General features: G+C 29.4%; 23 protein-coding genes and 1 tRNA gene. 10 read left to right on the top strand and 14 right to left on the bottom strand.

What is annotated here, in order from left to right:
* Positions 1-11: 11 nt before the first annotated feature.
* The 3 genes from BXQ17_RS14450 to BXQ17_RS12195 all read right to left on the bottom strand — a co-directional run bounded on the left by BXQ17_RS14450 (position 12) and on the right by BXQ17_RS12195 (position 1,384).
* Entirely contained in the window at positions 12-191 is a 180-nt protein-coding gene (locus BXQ17_RS14450) for a PID-CTERM protein-sorting domain-containing protein (RefSeq protein ID WP_149025906.1), read from the bottom strand.
* Positions 192-277: 86 nt separating this feature from the next.
* Positions 278-351 (bottom strand) — tRNA-Ile (locus tag BXQ17_RS12200).
* A 61-nt stretch (positions 352-412) separates the two neighbouring features.
* Positions 413-1,384, bottom strand: coding sequence for a polyprenyl synthetase family protein (locus BXQ17_RS12195; protein WP_077810907.1), 972 nt, complete (start codon positions 1,382-1,384; stop codon positions 413-415).
* A gap of 127 nt (positions 1,385-1,511) precedes the next feature.
* Here BXQ17_RS12195 and BXQ17_RS12190 point away from each other — a divergent pair, with 127 nt between their 5' ends.
* From BXQ17_RS12190 to BXQ17_RS12170, 5 genes are all read left to right on the top strand, one after another.
* Entirely contained in the window at positions 1,512-2,111 is a 600-nt protein-coding gene (locus tag BXQ17_RS12190; RefSeq protein ID WP_077810906.1) for a TetR/AcrR family transcriptional regulator, read from the top strand.
* A 7-nt stretch (positions 2,112-2,118) separates the two neighbouring features.
* Entirely contained in the window at positions 2,119-3,450 is a 1,332-nt protein-coding gene (locus BXQ17_RS12185; protein WP_077810905.1) for a TolC family protein, read from the top strand.
* Between the two features lie 9 nt (positions 3,451-3,459).
* A complete protein-coding gene (locus BXQ17_RS12180; RefSeq protein ID WP_077810904.1) occupies positions 3,460-4,632 on the top strand; it encodes an efflux RND transporter periplasmic adaptor subunit in 1,173 nt (390 codons plus the stop codon).
* A gap of 13 nt (positions 4,633-4,645) precedes the next feature.
* Positions 4,646-8,158, top strand: coding sequence for an efflux RND transporter permease subunit (locus BXQ17_RS12175; RefSeq protein ID WP_077810903.1), 3,513 nt, complete (start codon positions 4,646-4,648; stop codon positions 8,156-8,158).
* Between the two features lie 74 nt (positions 8,159-8,232).
* Positions 8,233-8,709 (top strand): regulatory protein RecX, encoded by a 477-nt coding sequence (locus BXQ17_RS12170; RefSeq protein ID WP_231963573.1) that lies wholly within the window; start codon positions 8,233-8,235, stop codon positions 8,707-8,709.
* 101 nt (positions 8,710-8,810) lie between these two features.
* Here the strand turns inward: BXQ17_RS12170 and BXQ17_RS12165 are convergent, their stop codons facing one another.
* Both BXQ17_RS12165 and BXQ17_RS12160 read right to left on the bottom strand, forming a co-directional pair.
* Complete coding sequence (locus tag BXQ17_RS12165) at positions 8,811-9,326, bottom strand: nuclear transport factor 2 family protein (protein ID WP_077810901.1); 516 nt, start codon at positions 9,324-9,326, stop codon at positions 8,811-8,813.
* A gap of 5 nt (positions 9,327-9,331) precedes the next feature.
* Positions 9,332-9,955, bottom strand: a complete 624-nt coding sequence (locus BXQ17_RS12160) for a hypothetical protein (RefSeq protein ID WP_149025905.1) — start codon at positions 9,953-9,955, stop codon at positions 9,332-9,334.
* Positions 9,956-10,128: 173 nt separating this feature from the next.
* Here BXQ17_RS12160 and BXQ17_RS12155 point away from each other — a divergent pair, with 173 nt between their 5' ends.
* The 4 genes from BXQ17_RS12155 to BXQ17_RS12140 all read left to right on the top strand — a co-directional run bounded on the left by BXQ17_RS12155 (position 10,129) and on the right by BXQ17_RS12140 (position 13,480).
* Positions 10,129-11,070, top strand: coding sequence for an NAD-dependent epimerase/dehydratase family protein (locus BXQ17_RS12155; RefSeq protein WP_077810899.1), 942 nt, complete (start codon positions 10,129-10,131; stop codon positions 11,068-11,070).
* 68 nt (positions 11,071-11,138) lie between these two features.
* A complete protein-coding gene (locus BXQ17_RS12150) occupies positions 11,139-11,750 on the top strand; it encodes a thioredoxin family protein (RefSeq protein ID WP_077810898.1) in 612 nt (203 codons plus the stop codon).
* 86 nt (positions 11,751-11,836) lie between these two features.
* A complete protein-coding gene (locus BXQ17_RS12145) occupies positions 11,837-12,322 on the top strand; it encodes an ABC transporter ATPase (RefSeq protein WP_077810897.1) in 486 nt (161 codons plus the stop codon).
* Between the two features lie 6 nt (positions 12,323-12,328).
* Positions 12,329-13,480, top strand: coding sequence for a lycopene cyclase family protein (locus tag BXQ17_RS12140; protein ID WP_077810896.1), 1,152 nt, complete (start codon positions 12,329-12,331; stop codon positions 13,478-13,480).
* 65 nt (positions 13,481-13,545) lie between these two features.
* On the opposite strand, the gene BXQ17_RS12135 is transcribed toward BXQ17_RS12140, so the two are convergent.
* The gene (locus BXQ17_RS12135; RefSeq protein ID WP_077810895.1) at positions 13,546-14,019 is read right to left on the bottom strand and encodes a hypothetical protein; all 474 of its coding nucleotides are present in this window, start codon (positions 14,017-14,019) and stop codon (positions 13,546-13,548) included.
* A gap of 160 nt (positions 14,020-14,179) precedes the next feature.
* On the bottom strand, positions 14,180-14,878 hold the full coding sequence (locus BXQ17_RS12130; RefSeq protein WP_077810894.1) for a hypothetical protein: 699 nt from the start codon (positions 14,876-14,878) through the stop codon (positions 14,180-14,182).
* Positions 14,879-15,036: 158 nt separating this feature from the next.
* Between BXQ17_RS12130 and BXQ17_RS12125 the strand changes: the two genes are divergently transcribed.
* A complete protein-coding gene (locus BXQ17_RS12125; protein ID WP_077810893.1) occupies positions 15,037-16,710 on the top strand; it encodes an RluA family pseudouridine synthase in 1,674 nt (557 codons plus the stop codon).
* Positions 16,711-16,717: 7 nt separating this feature from the next.
* On the opposite strand, the gene truB is transcribed toward BXQ17_RS12125, so the two are convergent.
* The 7 genes from truB to BXQ17_RS12090 form a co-directional block, all read right to left on the bottom strand.
* On the bottom strand, positions 16,718-17,410 hold the full coding sequence (gene truB, locus BXQ17_RS12120) for a tRNA pseudouridine(55) synthase TruB (RefSeq protein ID WP_077810892.1): 693 nt from the start codon (positions 17,408-17,410) through the stop codon (positions 16,718-16,720).
* 23 nt (positions 17,411-17,433) lie between these two features.
* Positions 17,434-18,228: an undecaprenyl-diphosphate phosphatase gene (locus BXQ17_RS12115; protein WP_077810891.1), complete on the bottom strand. Its 795-nt coding sequence runs from the start codon at positions 18,226-18,228 to the stop codon at positions 17,434-17,436.
* 2 nt (positions 18,229-18,230) lie between these two features.
* Entirely contained in the window at positions 18,231-18,473 is a 243-nt protein-coding gene (locus BXQ17_RS12110) for a DUF3098 domain-containing protein (protein WP_077810890.1), read from the bottom strand.
* Between the two features lie 4 nt (positions 18,474-18,477).
* A complete protein-coding gene (locus BXQ17_RS12105) occupies positions 18,478-19,356 on the bottom strand; it encodes an ABC transporter permease (RefSeq protein ID WP_077810889.1) in 879 nt (292 codons plus the stop codon).
* 74 nt (positions 19,357-19,430) lie between these two features.
* Positions 19,431-19,832 (bottom strand): methylmalonyl-CoA epimerase, encoded by a 402-nt coding sequence (gene mce / locus BXQ17_RS12100; protein WP_077810888.1) that lies wholly within the window; start codon positions 19,830-19,832, stop codon positions 19,431-19,433.
* A 23-nt stretch (positions 19,833-19,855) separates the two neighbouring features.
* Positions 19,856-20,302 (bottom strand): hypothetical protein, encoded by a 447-nt coding sequence (locus BXQ17_RS12095; RefSeq protein ID WP_077810887.1) that lies wholly within the window; start codon positions 20,300-20,302, stop codon positions 19,856-19,858.
* 72 nt (positions 20,303-20,374) lie between these two features.
* Positions 20,375-21,793, bottom strand: coding sequence for a DUF5689 domain-containing protein (locus BXQ17_RS12090; RefSeq protein WP_077810886.1), 1,419 nt, complete (start codon positions 21,791-21,793; stop codon positions 20,375-20,377).
* Positions 21,794-21,801: the final 8 nt, after the last annotated feature.

Here is a 21,801-nt window from a genome sequence, read left to right as displayed (position 1 = left end):
AAAAATTAAGATTAGTTTCTTAATTTTGCTACACCATAAATTAAAGCAGAAGCTAGTAAAAATATTACACCGCCATCAACAGACAAACCTGGTGGTGGTGGTGGTGGAATTGGTGGTGGTACCATTTGACCACAAACCAATTGAGTAGAAAGGAGTACTATAATTAGTACTAAGTATTTTATTTTCTTCATTTTATATCCCCCCAGATTAAAATTTTGAAATTTTTTGTTTTTACAAATATCTAATTTTTATTTGATATATGCTAAAAAAAATAAAGTGGTCCCACTTGGGCTCGAACCAAGGACCACCTGATTATGAGTCAGGTGCTCTAACCAACTGAGCTATGGGACCAAAATTATTGGATGCAAATGTACTATTATTTTTAATAATCTAGTAAAAAAAAATAAAAATCTTATACAGATCGATTCATCAACCAAAGACCAAAATCTTTAAGAGATTGTTTATCAATATCTTCGATACTCATTTTAGCTAAAGTATCAAAAGCTTTTTCTGTATAATTTGCTATTTCTTGCTTAATTAAAAGCGGAATATCGTTCAATTCGAAGATTCTTCTTACCTCAGAAATCTTAACAGAGTTCTCGTTAAGCTTCTTTTTATAAAAATATTGCAACTTACCTTTCTCATCACCATTAGCAACTTCTAACGCTTTTAAATATAAATATGTTTTTTTATTTTCGATAATATCGCCTCCAACTTGCTTACCAAATGTCTCTGGATCGCCAAAAGTATCTAAATAATCGTCTTGTAATTGAAATGCTAAACCTAGATTTAAACCAAAATCGTAAATTAAACTTGCATTTTCTTCAGTCGTTTCAGCTACAATTGCACCCATTTTTAATGCAGCAGCAACTAAAACTGATGTTTTTAAACGAATCATGTTTATATATTCCGGAATCGTAACATCAGATCTAGTTTCAAAATCAACATCCAACTGTTGTCCGTCACATACTTCTAAAGCGGTTTTGCTAAATAATTTGGCTAATTTCTGAAACACAACAGGTTCATAATTCTCGAAATATTGATAAGCTAATATTAGCATAGCATCCCCAGAAAGTATACCTGTATTTATATTCCATTTTTCATGAACCGTTGCTTTACCTCTTCTCAAAGGCGCATCATCCATAATATCATCATGTACCAATGTAAAGTTATGAAAAACCTCTACCGCTAAAGCAGCTGGCAAAGCCTTACTTACATTGTTAGAAAATATATCTGCAGCCATTAAAGTTAAGACAGGTCTAATTCTTTTTCCGCCTAATTGCAAAATGTAATCTATTGGTTCGTACAAGTTTTTAGGCTCGTGAATCCATTTTTTTGATTCTAAATAAGAAAGAAATTCCTTTTGATATTGTAAAATGTCCAAATCTAAAATTTTTTGTAAAAATAATGTAAAGAAATTCTTATTTGAAGTTCTAACGTTAAAAAATGTTTAAAACTTTGGAAACTATTTTTGTTTCTAAAGTTTCCTTTTGTACATTTGCACCCGAATTATGAGAGAAAAAATATTAGACAAATCTAAAGAACTCTTCTTAAACCTTGGTTTTAAGAGTGTAACTATGGATGAAATTGCCAGTTCTTTAGGTGTCTCTAAAAAAACAATTTACAAGTATTTTAAAAACAAAACAGAACTTGTAGACGCTGTAACATTATACATGTTTGATAATGTATGTTGTGGTATTGATTCTATATGTGGTTTAAACCTTAACCCAATAGACGAACTTTTTACCATTAAAAAGTTTATTATGGAAAATTTAAAGGACGAAAAATCTTCACCTCAGTACCAACTTCAAAAATATTATCCAAAGATTTACGCTCCTTTAAAGAAAAAGCAATTTTTAATTATGCAAGATTTTGTAATTAAGAATTTAAATGAAGGAATTAACAAAGGCTTATACAGAAAAGATATTGATGTAGAATTTATTTCTAGAATTTATTTTAACGGTATGATAGGTATTAAAGACAAAGACCTTTTTCCGTTAAGAGATTATTCTATGAACACATTAATGCAATATCACTTAGAATACCATTTAAGAGGTATTTGCACAGAATCTGGAATACAACAATTAGAAACCCAATTAAAACTGAAATAAATCTACCATGAAAAAAAGAATACTGGTATACTTTAGCACCTGTTTTTTCTTAATAACAAATGCCCAAGAAAAAACACAAACGCTATCTCTTAAAGAAGCAATTAACTTTGCACTAGAGAATAGTTATAACACTAAAGCTTCTAAAAACGACATTTTAGCTGCAGAAAAAAAAGTTTGGGAAACCACAACAATTGGTTTACCGCAAATTAATGGTAATATCGATTATCAAAACTTTATAAAACAACCAATTACGTTGGCAGATTTTGACCAAGACGGTACAAACGAAGAGTTTATTTTTGGTACAAAACAAAACATGAATGCAACCGTAACTTTAAGACAATTGCTTTTTGATGGTTCTTATCTTGTAGGTTTACAAGCATCTAAAACATATTTAAAAATTTCTGAACAAGCAAACGAAAAGACAGAAATGCTAACCAAAGAAGCTGTTATTAACGCTTACGGTAATGTTTTAGTTACAGAAAATAGTATTGCAATTTTAGAAGGAAACATTAAAATTCTTCAGAAAAATTTTGATGATGCTAAAAAGATTTACGAAAACGGTTTAAATGAAGAAGAAGATGTAGAACAGTTAGAAATTACATTAGGTAACTTAAAAAATCAGTTGAATAATACTAAAAGAATGAAAGAGATTGCATACCAAATGTTAAATCTTTCTTTAGGTAATCCTATTTCTACAAAATTAATTCTAACAGATTCTTTAGATTCTTTAGCTGAGGATAACATCAGCTTAAAACTAATTTCAGAAACATTTAACGTTAACAATCACATCGATTTTAAAATCTCTGAAAATGACTTAGAAACTAAAAGATTAATGGTAAAACTAGAGCAAAGTAAGGCCTTACCTACTTTAAGTGCCTTTTTAAATTATGGCGCACAAGCAAACTCAGATTCTTTTACTTTTTTAAATAGCAATCAGCGTTGGTTCGATTCTTCTTTATTGGGCGTAAGTTTAAAAATTCCTATTTTTAGTAGTTTTGGTAGAAGTGCAAAAACTGCACAAGCTAAAATTGCATTAGAAACTGCCGACTTAAGGTTGCAAGAAATAAAGCAAAAACTGTCTTTAGAAGCTCAGAAAGCTAAAAACGATTACCAAATTAGCATAGACAATTATCAAACAAATAAAAAGAATGTTGGTTTGGCAGAAAGAATCGAAAAGAAACAACGAGTAAAGTTTTTTGAAGGAATTTCTTCTAGTTTCGATTTATTACAAGCACAAAATCAATTATACACGCAGCAACAAAACTACATACAATCTATGTTAGAAGTTATTGCTAAAAAAGCAACATTAGAAAACGCATTAAACCTACCAATCAAATAATACATTACAATGAAAAAAATATATTCATTATTCGTTATATCAGCTATTTTAGTTTCTTGTGGTAAAAACAAAGAAACATCTGTAGAAAGCATCATTTCTTCTGGTAATTTAACAGAATTAACAGCAAAGAAGAAAGAAATAACTTCTAAGTTAGAAGAAATAAACAAAGATTTAGAAGCTATAAACACAGCTATTTCAGAAAAAGACACAGTAAAAAAACTACCTTTAATTACAACATTTGTAGCAAAAGACACAGTTTTTAATCATTATTTAGAATTACAAGGAAATGTAACTACAAAACAAAACATATTAGTATATCCAGAAATGCCTGGTATTTTAAAAAGAGTTTTGGTTAAAGAAGGTCAAAAAGTTTATAAAGGACAGTTATTGGCTACTATAGATGATGGTGGTTTGGCAAATCAAGTTGCACAATTAGAAGCAACTACGCAATTAGCAAAAACAACTTACGAGCGTCAAAAACGTTTATGGGAACAAAAAATTGGTTCTGAAATACAGTTTTTACAAACAAAAACAAATTACCAAGCACAAACAAGCAGTTTAAAGCAATTAAAAAGTCAGTTAGCAAAAGCTTCTATTAGAGCTCCTTTTTCTGGAGTTATAGATGATGTTTTTAAAGAAGCAGGTACAGTAATTGCACCAGGGCAAGGTTCTGAAGTTTTTAGAATTGTTAACTTAAACAATATGTATATCGAAGCAGAAGTGCCAGAAAGATATATTACAAGCATTACAAAAAACAAAGCTGTTAAAGTTAGTTTTCCTATTTTAGGAATTTCTTTAGACAGTAAAGTTAATCAGGTTGGTAGCTACATCAATCCTAACAACAGATCTTTCAAAATAGAAGTTCCTGTTGCTAACAAAAGCGGAAATGTAAAACCTAACTTAACAGCAAAACTTCAAATTAATGATTATTCTGATGAAGAATCTGTATTAATTCCTCAAAGTATTATTTCTGAAAATGCTAACGGAGAGCAGTTTGTTTATGTGATTAGAGATAAAAATGATGCACAAGAAGCTACAGCAGAAAGAGTAATTATTAAAACTGGTAAAACACAAGGCAACCTTATAGAGGTTTTAGAAAACTTACCTGTTGGTACAGAAATTATTGATGAAGGTGCAAGAAGTGTAAACAATGGTCAAACTGTAAAGGTTATCAATAAATAAAAACTCATCTAAGATGTCAAAAGAAAAAAAGAAAGTAGACAAAGAGTTTAAATTATCTTCTTGGGCAATTAACAACAAAACTACCATTTATGTAATAATGGGTGTATTGTTTTTCTATGGTATTACTGCATATTTTAGTATGGCCAGAGAAAATTTTCCGGAAGTAAAAGAAACTAAAATATATATTAGTACAGTTTACCCTGGTAACACTGCAGAAGATATAGAAAAACTAATTACAGATCCTTTAGAAGATAAGGTAAAAACAGTAAGTAATGTGGTAGAAGTTACCTCTACATCACAAGAAGATTATTCTATTGTAATTGTAGAGTTTGATGAAAACATTACCGTTGAACAGGCTAAACAAAAAATTAAAGACGAAATAGATACAGAAACTTCTAGCGAAGATTGGCCCACTTTTAATGGCGCAAAAGTAGAACCAAACGTATTTAATTTAAGTATGTCTGAAGAAATGCCAATTTTAAATATTAATATTTCTGGCGATTATCCTGTTTATAAATTAAAAGAGTTTGGTGAGTATTTGCAAGATGAAATTGAAGATTTACCAGAAATTAAAAAAGCAGATATTAGAGGTGCTCAAGAAAAAGAAGTAGAAGTTGCTGTTGATGTTTACAAAATGATGGCTAATAAAGTTAGCTTTAATGATATTACAACTGCAATAGGAAACGGAAACGTTACCATGTCTGCCGGTAATTTTATAAATAGCGGTCAAAGAAGAACTATTAGAATTATTGGAGAGATAGAAAAACCTTCAGAATTAGAAAATTTTGTAATTAAATCTGAATTTAATAACCCTATTTACTTAAAAGATGTTGCAAAAGTATCTTTTAAAGACAAAGACAAAACAACGTATGCAAGAGAACGTGGTGAACCGGTTGTAATGTTAGATGTTAAAAAGCGTGCTGGTAAAAACATGGTAGCCGCTGCAGAAAAAATTCAAGTAATTGTAAATGATGCTATTGCTAACGAATTTCCAAAAGATTTAAAAGTTACAATTGCCAATGATCAATCTCCTAAAACTATTGGACAGGTAGATGATTTAGTAAACAACATTATTTTTGGTGTAATACTAGTGGTGGTTGTTTTAATGTTTTTCTTAGGATTTAAAAACGCAGTTTTTGTTGGTTTTGCAATTCCTATGTCTATGTTTATGTCTTTAATGATTTTAAACATGTTAGGTTACACCATGAATACCATGATACTTTTCGGACTTATTATGGGACTTGGTATGTTGGTTGATAACGGAATTGTAGTTGTAGAAAACGTATACCGTTTAATGGATGAAGAAGGGATGAATAAAGTTGATGCCGCCAAAAAAGGTATTAGCGAAATTGCTTTTCCTATTATTATTTCTACTGCAACAACAGTTGCTGCATTTATTCCTTTAGGTCTTTGGCCAGGAATTATGGGAGACTTTATGAAGTTATTACCAATTACACTATCTACTGTGTTAGGTTCTTCTTTATTAGTTGCAATTTTCTTTAACTCTGTACTTGTATCGCAATACATGAGTGTAGAAGATAAAGATATGCCAGTAAAAAGAATTGTAATTATTACAAGTATTATGACAGCATTAGGTGTTCTGGTTTTAATAACCGGTGGCGCTTATAGAGCTTTAGGTACTTTAATGATTTTTACTGCAATAATGCTTTGGGCTTACAGATTGTTTTTAAGAGGTTGGGCAAATAGTTTTCAAAATAAAGTATTACCAAAATTAGAATCTTGGTACGAAAGACAATTAAAAAGAGCATTATCTGGTTGGACTCCTTATGTACTAACCGTAGGTACTTTTGTTTTATTAATTGTAGCTTTTATGTCTTTTGGTATGTCTTTACAATCACAAAGAACAAAAGTTGAATTTTTTCCAGACAACAAACCAAATCAAATTATTGTATATATAGAATACCCAGAAGGTACTGATATCGAAAAAACTAATAACATTACTAAATTAATAGAACAAAAGGTTTCTGATGTTTTATATAGTGATGATTATATGGATGGCGACTACAACTTTATGGTAGAAAGTTTAGTTTCTCAGGTTGGTGAAGGTGCCGGAAACCCACAAACAGATGGTGGTTCTGCAGCAGAAATGCCGCACAAAGGTAAAATTACCGCTTCTATGAGAGAGTACAAATATAGAAGAGGTTTAGATAGCGAACTTTTAAGACAAAAAGTACAAACTGCTTTGGTAGGTATTTATCCTGGTGTTTTAATTTCTGTTGAAAAAGATGCGAACGGACCACCTGTTGGAGCGCCAATTAATATTGAAATTCAAGGTGATGATTACGCAGAGTTAATTACAACTGCACAAAGAATGCGAGATTTTATTAATACTAAAAGTATTTCTGGTATTGATGAATTAAAAATTGATGTTAACAGAGACAAACCAGCAATGAAAGTTGTTGTAGATAGAAAAAAAGCAGGTGAATTAGGTGTTTCTACAGGTCAAGTTGGGCAACAATTAAGAGCTTCTATCTTTGGTAACAAAGCTGGTGTTTATAAAGAAGATGGCGAAGATTATGATATTTATGTTCGTTTTAATAAAGAAGATAGATACAATAAAAGTGCCGTTTTTAATCAGAATATAATCTTTAGAGACATGGCTTCTGGTAAAATAAAAGAAATTCCGGTTTCTACAGTGGCTACACAAACAAACAACTCTGGTTTTAGTGCAATTAAGCATAAAAAATTAAAACGTGTTGTAACGGTTTACTCTGCATTAGCTCCTGGAGAAACAGATGCAGGTGCTGTTGTTGGTAAAATTAGAGAAGAAATGAAAAACTTTAAAAATTTACCTAAAGGAATTAAAATAGATTATACTGGTCAACTAGAAGAACAAGAAAAGCAAATGAACTTTTTAGTTGGAGCGTTTTTTACAGGATTAGCATTGATCTTTTTTATCTTAATTTTCCAATTTAATTCAGTTTCGAAACCAGGAATTATAATGCTTGCTATCTTTTTAAGTTTTATTGGTGTGTTTGGTGGTTTGGTTATTTCTGGTGCTCCTTTTGTTATTATGATGACAATGATGGGAATTATTTCTCTTGCTGGTATTGTTGTAAATAATGGTGTAGTTTTACTAGATTATGCACAATTATTAATTGATAGAAGAAAAGATAGTTTAGATTTAGAAGAAGATGAATTTTTACCAAAAGAAGAACTATTTACAAGTATTGTACAAGCTGGTAAAGCGCGTTTAAGACCCGTTTTATTAACTGCTATTACTACTATTTTAGGTTTAATACCTTTAGCAATTGGTTTAAATATTAACTTTTTTACTTTATTTAGCGAATTTAACCCGCATATTTATTTTGGTGGAGATAATGTTGTTTTCTGGGGACCATTAGCTTGGACAGTTATTTACGGTCTTGTAGTTGCAACTTTCTTAACCCTTATTGTTGTACCAATTTTATTCTTTTTAATTACTAAATTTAAAATGAGAATTAAAGGACAATTGAACAATGATGTAGACAATACACAAATTGCTTACACAGAAGTACAAGAATAACTTTTAGTAGAAAATGTAAATAAATAAAGGGATGAAATCGTTTAGGTTTCATCCCTTTTTATATTTTTGAACCAATGATGCAGAAAAAATCGTTTACCGTAGAAGAAATTAAACGCAAGATAGAACAGTATTGTGTCTACCAAGATCGTTGCCATAAAGAGGTAGAACAAAAAATGCGTGATTATAATTTAATTCCGGAAGCTAGAGAACTTATACTTTTAAGTTTAATGAAAGATAATTTTCTAAACGAAGAACGCTTTGCTAAAAGTTTTGCAAGAGGAAAGTTCAGAATTAAAAATTGGGGCAAACAAAGAATTGTTAGAGAGTTAAAGTTTAAAGATATTTCTGCTTACAATATAAAAACCGCACTTAAAGAGATTGATGAAGAAGAATATATTGAAACTATTTATAGAATTACCGAAAATAGAAATGCTGTAATTTCTGAAAGTGATATTTACAAGCGTAAAAATAAACTAATAGGCTTTTTGATGCGAAAAGGTTTTGAAAATGAACTTATTTTTAAAGTAGTAAACGAAGTTGTTAGTTCTTAAAACAAGCTAACAAACACACTTAGCCCTGATAGAGCAATTTGTTTGAGCTCTTTTGAGGAACGAAAAAAGCGAGTTGCGAAAGCAGGAAATAGCTTCTAAAATTAATTCTTATATTTTTCTAAGAATTTAGCATCGTTTTCTTTTTTTGCATTTATAACTTTTTGAACATCGTCGTTTGGTATTGCTACAGATAAAACATATTGCTTAATTTGCCATTTACCATTGCTATTTTCTAAAACTCCAGAACCTCTACAAGTACCCATCCAAGTATTTAAAAGCTCGTCAAACCAAACAAAATTTTTGTTTTGGTTTACATAAACATTTCTTTCTAAAGTTGTAAAAGACCATGCTTTACCTCTATCAAAAAAAGGTTTGCTAAAGCCAATAAATTCCTTTTTAGTCCAAATTTCTTCGGCTGCGGTACCAATATAAACTGCGTCTTTAGACATTGCATTAAAGTAATTATCAAAATTTGCATCGGCTGCAGCTTTGTGCCAATTAACCATAAAAACATTTACTTCTTCTTTTATGGTTTCAACATCCTTTTTTATATTTTTTGATGTAGAACAAGCGCTTAAAACTAAAATACTTATTAATAATACAATTGCTTTTTTCATTATGTTTAATGCCTTTTTCTAGAACCTTTGTCTAAATTATTTTTTTCTATTAACTTTTCTTTCATTCTTAAATCTATCGATTTTTTAGAAACGGTATCTAATCGCGTAGAATCTAAACCAATAAAATCTACATCGATATCAATTTCATTTTCGAATCTAATTTTAGCTAAAACGGTATTTATTTTTGTGTTGATATCAGAAAAAGCAGACATAGTTTTGTCTACTTGGTTATTAACTTCTGCTGCCTTTATAGCGCTAATTTCTGTAATATCTGCAAGTCTTAAAACCTCATTATACAAAATATTAATTCTAGCATTTACAGACGGAATATCAAATTTTTTGGGTTTAAGACTATCTTTTAAACTTTTAACCAAATCTTTTAACTCGACAGCGTTACTTAAGGCTTCGTTAGGCGATATTTTTTGATATTTAACAAAAAAAGAATCAACTTCTTTTAGGTATTTCCAATCTTTTACTTCATCATAAAATGTAGGTAAAACGGGCGCAGTTTTGGCATGAGATTGCACCAAAGTCATTAATAGTTTCGGTTTAATTTCTTCTTTATTTTCTTGTTTACTTCCACAAGAAACTACAAAAACACTTAGTACTAAAAGGTATATATATTTCACGATGTTATTTAAAAAAGTAAAAATACACATTTTTAAGCGTATATTAGATTTTAAAGAAATGATAACAAATTGGTTATATAAGCCATTAAATTACTGAATAATTATTTTATTAAATAATTATTACGAATACTTAAATTAAGTACCTTTGTTGTTGATTTTAATTCAATCTAAATATGAGTGAAACTATTTTAGTTTTAGGCGCCAGCGGGCAAATTGGTAACGAGTTAACCCAAAAACTACGTACAGTTTACGGTAATAACAATGTTATTGCTTCTGATATTAGAGAAGGTAATGCAGACATGATGACTTCTGGTCCTTTTGAAATTATAGACGCCACAGATAAAGAAACCATTTTAAAAATGGTTAAAAAGTACGATGTTACTCAGGTTTATTTATTAGCAGCAATGTTGTCTGCAACTGCAGAGAAATTTCCACAAAAAGCTTGGGATTTAAACATGACATCTTTACTCGGCGTATTAGATTTAGCTAAAGATAAACATATAAAACAAGTCTATTGGCCAAGTTCTATAGCCGTATTTGGACCAACAACTCCTAAAGAAAATACACCACAAAAAACAATAATGGAACCAAGTACTGTTTACGGAATTAGTAAACTTTCTGGAGAATTTTGGTGTAATTATTATCACGAAAAATTTGGGGTTGATGTTAGAAGTATTCGATATCCTGGTATTATTTCTTGGAAAACAAAACCTGGTGGCGGCACAACAGATTATGCTGTAGATATTTATTTTAAAGCATTAGAAGAAGGTAATTATGAGTGTTTTTTATCAGAAAAAACTCGTTTACCAATGATGTTTATGGATGATGCTGTAAATGCAACCATACTACTTATGCAAGCAAAACCAGAAGATGTAAAAGTAAGAACTGCATATAATTTAGCAGCTATAGATTTTACACCACAAGAAATTGCATTAGAAATTAAAAAACATTTACCCGATTTTAAAATTTCTTACAAACCAGATTTTAGACAAGAAATTGCAGATAGTTGGCCTTCTGTAATAGATGATACTGAAGCGCGAAAAGATTGGAACTGGCAACATAAATTTAATTTAGAAACCATGACCAAAGAAATTTTATCGAACTTAAAAAAGTAAAATATAAGCTCTGTAAGTTTATTAAAAATATACGTCTAAACTTTTGAATTAAGTTAAGCAATTTTAGCATGAAAGAAATTATAGAAAATAGTCTTAAAAACACAATTTCTTACGCAGAGTACAGAAGTTTAGTTAGTAGTTTGTTAGAAGATGGTAAAGCAACAGGACCAATACAATCTGAAGCTTTAACCAATTATAGTTTATTAAATGATAAACGTATGAAGCGTTTAGATAAAACTATTAAAATTTCTGAAGAAACAATCTCTGAATTTCAAAAGGTAACCACACCTCAAACTTGGTTGGTTATAACAGAAGGTTGGTGTGGTGACGCTGCACAAAATATTCCTGTACTTCAAAAAATTGCAGATATTACAGATAAAGTAGATTTAAAAATAGTTTTAAGAGACGAAAACTTACCTTTAATGGATTTGTTTCTAACAAACGGAGGTAGAAGCATACCTAAACTAATTGCCTTAGATAAAGATAATAATGTTATCAATACTTGGGGACCAAGACCTTCTACAGCAACTAAAATGGTTGCAGATTATAAAGAAGAACATGGCAGTTTAGACGCACAATTTAAACAAGATTTACAAGTTTGGTATAATAAAAATAAAGGTAAAAACGTACAAGAAGATTTAGTTAAGCTTGCTACACAAATACCGGCAAAAAAAATATAAATATTATTCACCTTTTTAAAAACCGCAAACACATTTTCTGTTTGCGGTTTTTCTTTTGGTTATATTTGCAGTCTAAATAAAATAGAATGTTTGTAGATTTTAAAGAAATACCAGAAGATGCAAAAGTTTGGGTATATCCTTCTAGTAGAAAATTTTACGCAAATGAAATTGAACACTTAGAAGAAAAGGTAAAAGCATTTATTAGCACTTGGAAACAAGATGACGATACTTTTAAAGCTTCTTATAAAATTTTATACAATCGATTTATTGTACTTACTGCAGACAATGTTACAACTCCTTTAAAGGGCGCAGATATAGATGTTTCTGTTTCTTTTATTTTAGGTTTACAGCAAGAATATGAGGTAGAACTTTTAGACAGAATGAATGTTTGTTTTAAACAAGGAGAATTTGTACAATACAAAGATTTAAAAGACTTTAAAAAGTTATTAAAAAACAAAGCTTTAACAGGTAAATCTATTGTTTTTGATAACTTAATTACAACAAAAGAAGATTTTGAGAATTTTTGGGAAATTCCTATTGAAGACAGCTGGTACAACCGTTTTTTGAAATAACTATTGATGAAAAAATACGATTATATTATTGCCGGTTCTGGATGCGCAGGTTTAAGCTTGCTATATCGCATATTAAAAGAACCTACACTACAACATAAATCTATTTTAGTAATCGATAAAGACTCTAAAAAAAACAACGATAGAACTTGGTGCTATTGGGAAAAAGAAGCTGGTATTTTTGATGAGCTTGTTTCTGCAAAATGGAATAATCTTGCATTTCTAACTACAGATTTTAAAAAAAATCTAGATTTAGGCAGTTATACTTACAAGATGATTCAAGGGTTAGATTTTTATCAGTATGTATTAAATTATGCCCAAAAGTTTACTAACGTAACTTTTGTTCAAGAAAATATTCTTTCCATTTCTTCTGATGATAGTGCTGGCATTGTAAAAACAAACATTGCTAGCTATAAGAGTAAAGTCGTATTTAATTCAACAAGTTTATTCAATCCTGTTATAACAGAACAAAACTCTCTTTTACAACATTTTAAAGGTTGGGTTATTAAAACTGAAACTGCACAATTCGACAAAAAAGTTGGTAGATTGATGGATTTTACCGTTTCGCAAGAACATGGCGCAACTTTTATGTACGTTTTACCTACTTCTAACACAGAAGCTTTGGTAGAATATACTTTATTTACACCAAAACTTATAGAAAAAGAAGACTACAAGAAAGCTTTGGTAAAATATATTAAAGAAGATTTAAAAATAGATAATTACACAATTACTCACGAAGAATTTGGAATTATACCAATGTCTCTTGCCAATTTTAAAAGAACCGAAGACAAAACAATAATAAACATTGGTACTGCTGGCGGATTTACAAAAGCAAGCAGTGGTTATACGTTTCAGTTTATTCAAAAAAATGTATCAGAAATTATATTAGATTTAAAAAATAATCGTCCAATTTTAAATAAAACTACTTTTAAAGACAAACTTTATAATTGGTACGATAGAACTTTAATTGATGTACTACTTTCTAATAAATTAACCGGTAAAGAGGTTTTTACAAGAATATTCAAAAAGAATTCCCCAGAAAAAATTTTAGCTTTTTTAGGAAATGAAAGTAGTTTGAAAGAAGATGTTTTAATTATGAAAAACTTACCACTTCTTCCTTTTTTAAAGGCTGGTATGCGACAACTTTTTGCCAAAAGATAATTTAAAAAACAAAAAAAAAGATAGATTTAAAATCTATCCTTTTGTGTTAACTATTGTATGCGCTATTAAGAATTATAATCTTCTATTGTTTCATTTAACTCTTCACGTAAATCATCAAACTTTTCGTTTAATTCTTCTAAATTCTGTTTTACGTTTTTAGCAGGTTCATTTCTTTCATCTAAAAGTTTTTTATACTCTTCTTGCACATCTTCGATATCTTCTAAAACCTCTTCTGTTTTTAACCAAGCAGGAATCGTGTTTCCTAAATTGTTTACAGAATTATTTAAGCCTTCGATAATTTCTGAATTTACTGCTAAATCTCTCTCTTCAATTTCCATCAACTCACGGTTTGCATCGTTAAAACCATCCCAATCGTTAAATGCTAAATGTCCTTCTGAGTCTACTTTGTACTCAACTGTTTGTCCGTCTGCAATTTTAATTTCCATTGTTTTATATTCAGTATCTGTAGCATTATTACAAGACATAAATAATAAACCTGTAACTGTTAAAACTGCTGTAAATTTTTTAATAATTTTCATAATATGTGTTTTAATTTTATACAAAATTAAAGGAAACAAGCCCTGTTTTTTAACGCAGATAAATCGATTATTAACTCTTTGCAAAAGAGCTAGTAATCGATTTCAACAAAAAAGGCAGACCTAAAGTCTACCTTTTTAAAATTTTATTTAAGAAGTTTTATTATTGTTTCTTCTCAATCATTTTATCTAATTTTTTAATTTCTTCGTTATATTCTTCTATTGCTGCATCGATCTTTCCTTTTTTAAATTCTTCATTAAACTCTTCGATTGCAGACTCATTAATTTTAGTATACTCTTCTACAGTTTCATCCAACTCTTCTCTTAAATCGTCAAATTTTTCAGATAATTCTTCTAAATTTTCTTTCATTTCACTTTCAGAAGCATCAGCATCTTCTATTAATTCTAAATATTCTTTCTGTACATCTGCTACATCTTCCATCACCTCTTCGGTTTTTAACCAAGCCGGAATTGTGTTACCTAAGTTAGCAATTCTATAGTTCATGTTTCTTACTCTTTGAGCAGTTGTAACATAATTTGTTTTTCTAATCTCTGCTAATTCAGAATTAACAACTGTATAATCAGACCAATCATCAAAACCAACAATACCTTTTTCATCTAAATTATAAACAATTGCAGTACCATCTTTCATTTTGTAAGTTCTGGTCTTCACTTCCATTTCCTCATCCATCTCATTTACTCCTTCTTCTAAACCTTCTTCTGCAGAATCTACCATTTCGGCAACCTCTTCTTTAGCTTCCTCCGTTTTCTTTTTTGTATTATCACAAGAAACAAGCATAAAACTAGATACTGTTAATGCTGTTACGAATAATTTTATCGAATTCATTTTTATATTTTTCATAATATTCATTTTAAGTTCGATACAAAACTATAAGATATGTAAACTATTTTTTAACGCATTCAAAAATTATGTTGACTCTTTCAATAAAGCTTATTTCTATACTTTATAAAGATTCTTATTACTGATAAACTAACTATCTTTGAGGTTTTAAAATAAATATGTTAAAGCACTTGCAATCTTTTAAGACAGATATTTCTAGCATACAACTGCCAGAAAAATTTACATTTCCGTTTTATTACGAACCACATCCTTTAGCTAAAATTGCGAGTAATGAGCTGCAAGAATATTTAATAAATCAGCAAGATTTTAAACACAATTTTGGTTTAAATAACGATACAACAACTTTGCCCATAGGTAAAATGTTTGGTGTTTTAATAGTAAAAGACAAAGATGATAATATTGGTTATTTAGCAGCTTTTTCTGGTAAACTAGCAGATAAAAGTTTGCCAGAAAAATTTGTGCCTCCTGTTTTTAACATGCGTACAGAAGGAAGTTTTTACATAAAAGGCGAATTAGAAATAGAGGCTATAAATGCAAAACTTAGTGCAATAACAAATAGCATCGAATTTATAACTGCTAAAAAAAATGTGAAAAAATTATCTAAAGAAACTGAAGATGACTTGGCTTTTCAAAGAAAAAAAATGAAGTCTTTAAAGTCTGAAAGAAAAGCAATTAAAAAGAATGCTGAAAAGTCTTTAAGTAAATTAGAGCTTGATAAGCTTAACAAAAAACTGATGCAAGAAAGTTACAACAATCAGTTTTTTATGAAAGAATTACAAGAGTATTATCAAGATAAATTATCAAAAGTTAGTAGTAATTATTTGTTACTTAAAGATGAAATATCAGCATTAAAAAAATCTAGAAAAGAAAAATCGAATTATTTACAGCAAACCTTATTTAGCAAATATGCTTTTTTAAATAAAGACAAAGAGCTTAAAAACTTATTAGATATATTTAATGATCCAGCAATTAAACCACCTGCTGGTTCTGGAGAATGCTCTGCGCCAAAACTTTTGCAATATGCTTTTAAGAATGATTTAACCCCAATTACAATGGCAGAATTTTGGTGGGGAATTTCGCCAAACTCAGCAATTAGAAAACATAAAAACTATTATCCGGCTTGCCAAAGTAGATGTAAACCCATTTTATCTCATATGCTGAAAGGTATTAAAATGGATGACAATTTATTATTGGAAAATTTAGCTGAAAATAAAGAATTAGAAATAATTTATGAGGATGATGTACTACTTGCGGTAAACAAACCTGCAGAGTTTTTGTCTGTACCTGGTAAAGACATTAAAGATTCTGTTTACACTAGAATTAAAGATAAATATCCGGAAGCAACTGGACCAATAATCGTGCATCGATTAGACATGTCTACATCTGGTATCTTATTACTAACCAAAACGAAAGAAGCTAATAAAGTTTTGCAAAGTCAGTTTATCAATAGAACTATTAAAAAACGTTATGTTGCTTTGCTAGACGGCATTTTACAAAATAATATAGGAAAAATAAAATTACCGCTTCGAGTAGATTTAGACGACAGACCAAAACAACTTGTAGATTTTAAGTTTGGGAAACCTGCGGAAACCGATTGGGAAATAATTTCTGAAATTAATAACAAAACGAAAGTTTACTTTTACCCAATAACTGGTAGAACGCACCAGTTAAGAGTTCATGCGGCTCATAAAAACGGATTAAACACTCCTATTGTGGGTGATGATCTTTATGGTAACAAACAAAACAGATTGCATTTACATGCAGAATTTATAGAGTTTAATCATCCTGTAACTCTTAAAAGAATGAGCTTAAAAGTTGATGCCGATTTTTAAATGAACTTTATTCTTTTTTTAAATTTTCTATAAAGCTTTCTACAGAAAGAGCATTATCAACAGAAAAATCTCCAATTTTAGTTCTTCTTAATACTGATAAATGTGCACCAGAATTTAAAGCCTTTCCGTAATCAAAAGCTAAAGACCTTATATAAGTTCCTTTACTACAAACGATTCTAAATTCTACTTCTGGTAAATTTACTTTTGTTATTTCAAATTCTGAAACCGTAACAGTTCTTGCTTTAATTTCTGTTGTTTCTCCTTTTCTAGCCAATTCATACAAACGTTTTCCGTCTTTTTTAATTGCAGAAAAAATAGGTGGTTTTTGCTGAATTTCGCCAACAAATTGCTTTGTAGTTTCGTGCAATAAATCTTCTGTAATATGTGCTGTAGAAAATGTTTTATCGATTTCTGTTTCTAAATCGTAACTAGGTGTTGTTGCACCAATTGTAAAAGTACCTGTATACTCTTTAATTTGCCCTTGATATGTATCTATTTGCTTGGTTTGTTTACCTGTACAAATAATAAGCAAACCCGTTGCTAAAGGATCTAAAGTGCCAGCATGACCAACCTTTATTTTCTTGATATTGAAACGTTGTCTAATTTCCCAACGCAATTTATTTACTACTTGAAAAGAAGTCCAAGTTAGTGGTTTATCAATCAGTAAAACCTGTCCGTTTTTATAATCTTCTTCAGTCATTTATGCTGAATCGTTTTGTGAAATTAATTTAAAAGAGAATATCCTATTGCAATAAAACCTACAATAGCACAATACACAGAAAAGTAAGAAAGTTTGCTTTTCTTCACCAAAGAAATCATCCATTTACAAGCCAATAAACCCGCTAAAAAAGCAGCTATAAAACCTGCAATAATTGGCATCATTTCTGATGATTGAAAATTTAAATCTCCACTTAAAACATCTTTCCCAATTTTACCAAAAATTAAAGGCACAACCATTAAAAAAGAAAATTTAGCTGCTCTAGTTCTATCAATACCTAATAATACTGAAGTAGAAATTGTTGCACCAGATCTAGAAATACCAGGCAACATTGCAATTGCTTGCGAAACACCAATAATTACTGCATTAAAAAATGATACTTTTTTTTCTGTATTTTTAGCTTTATCTGCCAACAATAATAACAAAGCTGTTAATAAAAGCATACAACCTACAAGCAAAATTTTACCGCCAAAGAAAGATTCTAACTGTTCTTCAAACAATAAACCTATGGCTACTGCAGGAATCATCGAAATTATAATTTTAAGAGAAAACTTAAACTCTTCGTTCCATTTAAATTGAAACAATCCTTTAAAAATTTCTAAAATTTCTTTTCTAAAGATTACAATTGTACTTAAAGCTGTTGCAAAATGCAAAACTACCGTAAAAGTTAAACTTTCTTCTGGCACAGAAGTATCACCTAAAATAGCTTTTGCCAATTCTAAATGACCACTAGAAGAAACAGGTAAAAATTCTGTTAAACCTTGAATAATTCCAAGAATTATAGCTTCTAAAATATCCATATTTATTTATTAGGATTTAATAAGATTGCATAAATTTCTATTGCCAAACCAACAATTACTAATGTTGGCGCAAGTCTAATTCTTTGCCAATTATATATTTCTTCATTAAAAACCTCTGGGTTATCACTACCGCCACCAGACATAAAAATAAATCCTAAACTAATTACTGCAATACCAATAATCATAAAAATATAATTCTTCTTCCCAAAAAGAAATTCTGGATTTTGTACCTGTTCGTCTTTCATAGTATTAATAATAAAGTTCTTCTGTTTGTAAATTTAAAAGGCGCTGTGTTGCAAAAAACGTACTTAACCATGTTATAATAAAAGCAGATAATAACACACCTGCAACCAAATAACTAATAGTAACATAATCTTTTAACAACCTTAAACTTGGTGCTAAACTATCTAAATAATAGATTACTAAACCTAAACCAATAAGCGCTAAAATTGCACCAATTATACCTAATTTTATACCTTGCCAAATAAACGGTTTTCTAATAAAACCTTTTGTAGCACCAACCATTTGCATGGTTTTTATATTAAACCTTTTCGAGTAAATAGATAATCTAATAGCACTATTAATTAGTATAATTGCCACCAAACTAAAAAAACCACTTAAGGCTAATAACCAAAAGCTAATTCTTTTAATATTCTTGGTAAGTATATTTATTAAGGGTTTATCGTAAGAAACATCTGCAACAAATGCATTTTTTAAAAACCTAGATTCTAACTCTTCCATTTTTTCTGGAGTAACAAAATCTGCTTTTAAGTAAATGTCTATTCCATTTTTAAGAGGATTCTCGCCTAAAAACTTCATAAAATCTTCTCCAATTTCTTTACTGTATTGTTTTGCAGCTTGGGTTTTTGAAGTATAAATTACTCGTTTTGTAAACACTTCTTTTTGAATTGACTCTTTAAAAGAGTTGATTTGCTTTCTATTTACATTATCTTTTAAAAATAGTGTTATTGCTACTTTTTCTTTTACTCGATTAGAAACCAAAGTAGATTTTAAAAGTACCAAACCTAACACACCAACCATAAAAAGTACTAAAGCAATACTAATTACAACAGAAATGTAAGAAGATGCTAAGCGTCTTTTTTGATAAGATTCGAATTTTGAAGGCATTTACAATAACTTTTAAAACTGTGGCAAGATAATAATTAGTATGCAGTTAACAGTGTCTGTTAGCAGTATTTTAACTATTCTATCTCTTGACATAACTCAATTAAAACACCGTTTGTTGTTTTAGGATGTAAAAAAGCAACTAATTTATTGTCAGCTCCTTTTTTTGGTGTTTCATTTAACACAGTAAAACCTTCGTTTTTTAATCTAGTTAATTCTGCATTGATATCTGTTACAGCGAATGCTATGTGATGAATTCCTTCTCCTTTTTTATCTATAAATTTGGCAATTGGGCTATCTTCTTTTGTTGCTTGTAACAATTCAACTTTATTGGGTCCTGTTTTAAAAAATGAAGTTTTAACACCCTCGGATACAACTTCTTCTTCTTTGTAATGCTTTTCGCCAAAAAGCGATGCAAATAATTTATTTGAAACCTCTAAATCTTTAACTGCAATACCTATGTGTTCTATTTTATCCATAGGGTAAAAATAGTAAAAGCTATTTAACCATCATAACCAAAACCACTTTTGTCTTCAACCTCTAATTTTTCTATTTTTAGATAAACATTATTCATTAATACGTTTTCTGAATTTAAACTTACTGCATTCAAAAACAGAGAATCTTTTTCTCTTAATAATAAAGTTATAGATTTATTAATAGATTTTACAGCATGATAACTTTTAGTTTCTTTGTTAATTACTGCTGTAATTTCAGATTTATAATTATTTACATATAAACTTAATTCTGATGCAGCATCTTTATAAAATGTACTTAAAGAGTTTTGACTAAAACCCCAATCTATTTTATAAATACCATACACAGGTATAGTCAATTTCTTATTCCTAAAAGAACCATGTTTAGAATTAAAATCTACATCACCAGATAGCGTCAGTTCTTTTAATTCCTCATAAAATGTAAATCCGGTAGTTTTATCTAATACAATTTCCATAATTTTTTATTTCAAAAATACATGTAGATTTTTGTATTTATCTAAGGAAAAACACCCATAAACAGCAGTATTTTAATCTTTTGCTATAATTTTTACATTATCTAATTCGTAAGTTCCATCAAAGTTTACATTGCCATTACCTTTATATTTAAAAGCGATATATGCAGTGCCCGAATAATTAGATAAATCTATATATGTAGAATGTATCCAATTTTTAAAACCTTCTCCATCAGAAACAATTTTTGCAGGTAAAACGGTCCAATTTGCTGTACTAATATTATTAGAATCACCATCAAAATCCGTAGAAATTAAAACTTCTAATTCGCTACCATTGGCAAAACTATTTGATGTTTCAAAAGAAAGAAACTCTTCTAAAGTAGCATCTAAATCAACACCTTTGGTTATCAGCCAAGTTATTGTACTGGCATCAGAAGAATTAGCAGAACCTATTCTTGCCGCTTTACTTTGCGAATAAGTATCTGTGTAAGATCGCCAAGATTTTGTACCTTCTTCTCTATAATTTAACCAATCTGCTACTCTTATTTCTCCAGAAGTTGTCTCAAAACCTTCTTCTAATAAGGTAATATTAAAATCTTGTTCGGTTTGTGTGGTACATCTTTCATTAGCCATTAAAACATCTTCTGTAGAATTTAATACAAGTACTAAAAAATCGCCATTATAATCTTTAGAAACCAATGCGTTAATTGTTCCGCCACCAGTTGGTAGCGCATTATTTGCAAAGTTTGCAAAAGAACTTGTTTCTAAAATAAGATCTGCAAAACCTAATGTTTGGCAAGTTTGAATTTTTCTTTGAGTATCAAAATCTTCTGTAGGATCTACATAAGATTTACCTGCTAAGTTTTCTGGAAAAATTACATTATTTACAGAAACAAAAGTACCTATATCATAAGCACTTAATGCTGCTAAAGAAACTGCTTTAGGTACAATTATTTCTGATTTTTCTGAACGAAAAAAATGACCATCTATTTGTTTAGAAGAAACACTTTCTATTTCGTTTTCATTTGTAATACTTAATTTTCCACCTATTGTTATAATTCCGTCACCAGAATTTAATTCGCCAATAAATAAATCTTTTAATCGAATGTAAACCTCTCTACCCAAATTAAATTTATTGAATGTATTGGTAAGGTTAACTGCTATTTTAATTCCGGCAGTAGGATTTTCTGGAGCATCTTGCATATAAAATTCTCTAAAATAATTTCCGTTTTCATCAGAAGAATTCACATAGCCTTTCACAACAATATCAGAAGTAATTTTTAATGGCTTGTTGCCAGAAATGTATAATTCTTTTAACGCTTTTATAGATTTCAACTCTAAAAGATTACTATTTATACTATCTAATACCTCTGTAAGTTTTTGGTTTTCTTCTTTACCTAAATTTTCTGGAACTGTATAATCGCTATCTGCTACACAAGTAATAAATAGCAAGCTTGTAATAATTAATAAAGTTGTTAATGTATTTCTTTTCATTTTAAATA

The sequence above is a fragment of the Polaribacter sp. BM10 genome (genome assembly GCF_002005425.1).
In the GTDB taxonomy this organism is placed as follows: domain Bacteria; phylum Bacteroidota; class Bacteroidia; order Flavobacteriales; family Flavobacteriaceae; genus Polaribacter; species Polaribacter marinaquae.
Note: the sequence above shows the minus strand (reverse complement) of the source record. Positions and strands in the feature narration are given on the sequence as shown.

Excerpts from the sequence above, each read along its gene's own strand:
- BXQ17_RS12105 (WP_077810889.1), bottom strand. The coding sequence starts at position 19,356 with ATGCCTTCAAAATTCGAATCTTATCAAAAAAGACGCTTAGCATCTTCT.
- BXQ17_RS12165 (WP_077810901.1), bottom strand. The coding sequence starts at position 9,326 with ATGAAAAAAGCAATTGTATTATTAATAAGTATTTTAGTTTTAAGCGCT.
- BXQ17_RS12135 (WP_077810895.1), bottom strand. The coding sequence starts at position 14,019 with ATGAAAATTATTAAAAAATTTACAGCAGTTTTAACAGTTACAGGTTTA.
- BXQ17_RS14450 (WP_149025906.1), bottom strand. The coding sequence starts at position 191 with ATGAAGAAAATAAAATACTTAGTACTAATTATAGTACTCCTTTCTACT.
- BXQ17_RS12175 (WP_077810903.1), top strand. The coding sequence starts at position 4,646 with ATGTCAAAAGAAAAAAAGAAAGTAGACAAAGAGTTTAAATTATCTTCT.
- BXQ17_RS12130 (WP_077810894.1), bottom strand. The coding sequence starts at position 14,878 with ATGAAAAATATAAAAATGAATTCGATAAAATTATTCGTAACAGCATTA.
- BXQ17_RS12170 (WP_231963573.1), top strand. The coding sequence starts at position 8,233 with ATGATGCAGAAAAAATCGTTTACCGTAGAAGAAATTAAACGCAAGATA.
- BXQ17_RS12180 (WP_077810904.1), top strand. The coding sequence starts at position 3,460 with ATGAAAAAAATATATTCATTATTCGTTATATCAGCTATTTTAGTTTCT.
- BXQ17_RS12150 (WP_077810898.1), top strand. The coding sequence starts at position 11,139 with ATGAAAGAAATTATAGAAAATAGTCTTAAAAACACAATTTCTTACGCA.
- BXQ17_RS12095 (WP_077810887.1), bottom strand. The coding sequence starts at position 20,302 with ATGGAAATTGTATTAGATAAAACTACCGGATTTACATTTTATGAGGAA.
- mce (WP_077810888.1), bottom strand. The coding sequence starts at position 19,832 with ATGGATAAAATAGAACACATAGGTATTGCAGTTAAAGATTTAGAGGTT.
- truB (WP_077810892.1), bottom strand. The coding sequence starts at position 17,410 with ATGACTGAAGAAGATTATAAAAACGGACAGGTTTTACTGATTGATAAA.
- BXQ17_RS12140 (WP_077810896.1), top strand. The coding sequence starts at position 12,329 with ATGAAAAAATACGATTATATTATTGCCGGTTCTGGATGCGCAGGTTTA.
- BXQ17_RS12110 (WP_077810890.1), bottom strand. The coding sequence starts at position 18,473 with ATGAAAGACGAACAGGTACAAAATCCAGAATTTCTTTTTGGGAAGAAG.
- BXQ17_RS12125 (WP_077810893.1), top strand. The coding sequence starts at position 15,037 with ATGTTAAAGCACTTGCAATCTTTTAAGACAGATATTTCTAGCATACAA.
- BXQ17_RS12185 (WP_077810905.1), top strand. The coding sequence starts at position 2,119 with ATGAAAAAAAGAATACTGGTATACTTTAGCACCTGTTTTTTCTTAATA.
- BXQ17_RS12090 (WP_077810886.1), bottom strand. The coding sequence starts at position 21,793 with ATGAAAAGAAATACATTAACAACTTTATTAATTATTACAAGCTTGCTA.
- BXQ17_RS12190 (WP_077810906.1), top strand. The coding sequence starts at position 1,512 with ATGAGAGAAAAAATATTAGACAAATCTAAAGAACTCTTCTTAAACCTT.
- BXQ17_RS12145 (WP_077810897.1), top strand. The coding sequence starts at position 11,837 with ATGTTTGTAGATTTTAAAGAAATACCAGAAGATGCAAAAGTTTGGGTA.
- BXQ17_RS12115 (WP_077810891.1), bottom strand. The coding sequence starts at position 18,228 with ATGGATATTTTAGAAGCTATAATTCTTGGAATTATTCAAGGTTTAACA.
- BXQ17_RS12155 (WP_077810899.1), top strand. The coding sequence starts at position 10,129 with ATGAGTGAAACTATTTTAGTTTTAGGCGCCAGCGGGCAAATTGGTAAC.